The sequence below is a fragment of the Nocardioides sp. genome (assembly GCF_041600255.1).
In the GTDB taxonomy this organism is placed as follows: Bacteria; Actinomycetota; Actinomycetes; order Propionibacteriales; family Nocardioidaceae; genus Nocardioides.
Genome location: NZ_JBFIKK010000247.1, coordinates 1 through 1,657 on the forward strand (window position 1 = coordinate 1; position 1,657 = coordinate 1,657).

2 protein-coding genes are annotated in these 1,657 nt (G+C 68.6%); both read right to left on the reverse strand.

Annotation, left to right across the window (positions count from 1 at the left end; genetic code table 11):
• Positions 1-846, reverse strand: an 846-nt coding sequence (locus ABZE72_RS16830; protein ID WP_372730183.1) for a site-specific DNA-methyltransferase, incomplete at its 3' end; no start/stop codon positions are given.
• A 56-nt stretch (positions 847-902) separates the two neighbouring features.
• Positions 903-1,328, reverse strand: coding sequence for a hypothetical protein (locus ABZE72_RS16835; RefSeq protein ID WP_372730184.1), 426 nt, complete (start codon positions 1,326-1,328; stop codon positions 903-905).
• Positions 1,329-1,657 lie beyond the last annotated feature (329 nt).

The following is a 1,657-nucleotide window of genomic DNA, read 5'->3' on the forward strand; positions in this document are numbered from 1 at the left end:
GGAGCCGATCTCCTCGGCCAACCAGATCGTGCGCAGCTTCTTGCGGCGGTCGACGTGCAGCCAGTCCTTCTGGAAGACGTCGACCCGCTCCCCCAGCCGCCCCTTGACGACCCGGCAGACCAGGTCGGCGGGGCGCTCGTCGATCAGCGGTCGGCTCCACCGCCACACCGCGGGTCGCCCGTCCCCGAAGACGGGGCCGATCTCCTGGGCGCCCTCGAAGGGCGTGGTGCGGACCCGCCCGGTGACCGGGTCTCCCCACAGCGTGAAGTGCAGGGTCCGTGCGGTGGTCGGGTTGAACTTCTTGTTCGTGTTGCGCAGCGGAAGGTGTCGGAAGCGACGGCCGTCCGGGTCGGTCTGCGGGAAGTCGGCCTCGTTGACCGTCTCGGTGCTGGTGGCGTCGAGGACGCTGTGGGCGGCGTCGCGAGTGTAGACGAGGAGGTACTCGTGCACGCTGGCGAACCCCTTGCCGAGCTGGCGTCCCTTGGCGTTCAGGTTGACCACGATCTGGGCCTGGAAGTTCTCCTCCCCGAACACCTCGTCGAGCAGCAGCCGCAGGTGGGCGACCTCGTTGTCGTCGATGCTGACGAAGATCGCCCCGGTGTCGCGGAGCACCGCCCGGGCGGCCTCGATCCGCGGCCGCATCATCGCCAGCCAGGCCTGGTGTCGGGTCGCCAGGTCGGTGGCCCGGAAGTCGTCGCGGTAGGCGAAGTCGTTGCCGGTGTTGTACGGCGGGTCGATGTAGATCAGGTCGAACTGTGCGCCGGACTCCTCGGCCAGCCGGGACAGCACCTCGAGGTTGTCACCCTCGATGAAGGTGTTCCACGCGTCGGCTGCCGGCTGGTCCACGAGCCGCACCCTAGCCCCCGCCGACCCGTCAGTTGTGGTTGGTCAGTCGTGGTCGGTCAGTCGTGGCCGACCAGCACCGGGCGGGCGGTGACCACCCGCAGACTGGCCGGACTCCCCGGGATGGTGACCGTGCCGTTCACCGGTCGCCACGGGCCGCCGTTGACCCGGAACTCGGCTGCGTACGTCGTGTCCACCCGGGGCCCCACCCGGCCTGAGCGGCCGTAGCGGTGGGTGACGAGCAGGTCCGGGTACGGCGCGCCGGGGTCGGCGGTGCTGCGGGTCGCGCCGTCACCGAAAACCCAGTGGAACTCGCTGGGTCGGATCCTCAGGTCCACCCGTTGACCGAGCAGGCGCAGCGTGCGGGTGAAGGGGGCCTGCTCGGTGAAGAAGTTGGTCTCGAAGTTGACCAGCGTGCGGCCGTCCGGCGGCTGCACGGCGAGGGTGGACGACGGCAGCGGGAGCTGCCGGAATGCCCGGGCCACGAGGCCGGGGCTGGGTGTTGGGGTAGCCGTCGAGGGGCTAATCGACAGGTCGCAAAAAGTAGACGAATCGAGTCCAGCACTTAGAGCCGCCCGAACACACGGACCATCACGGTCGGAGTCCCTTGGCGGCATTGAGGAGGCTGTCTGGTTCGTGGCACCACCAGCCTTCGGGCCGCACCGATGCTCGAGGTGAACTCGAATCTGACCATTCACGGTGTCTGTTTCGCGGACCCAACTGCATCCTGCGATGGCAGGCGCTTCCACGGAGAGGAGGAGGGCGGCGGTAAGAGCCACCACTGCGAGTGATCGACCAATCACGACAGGAATCC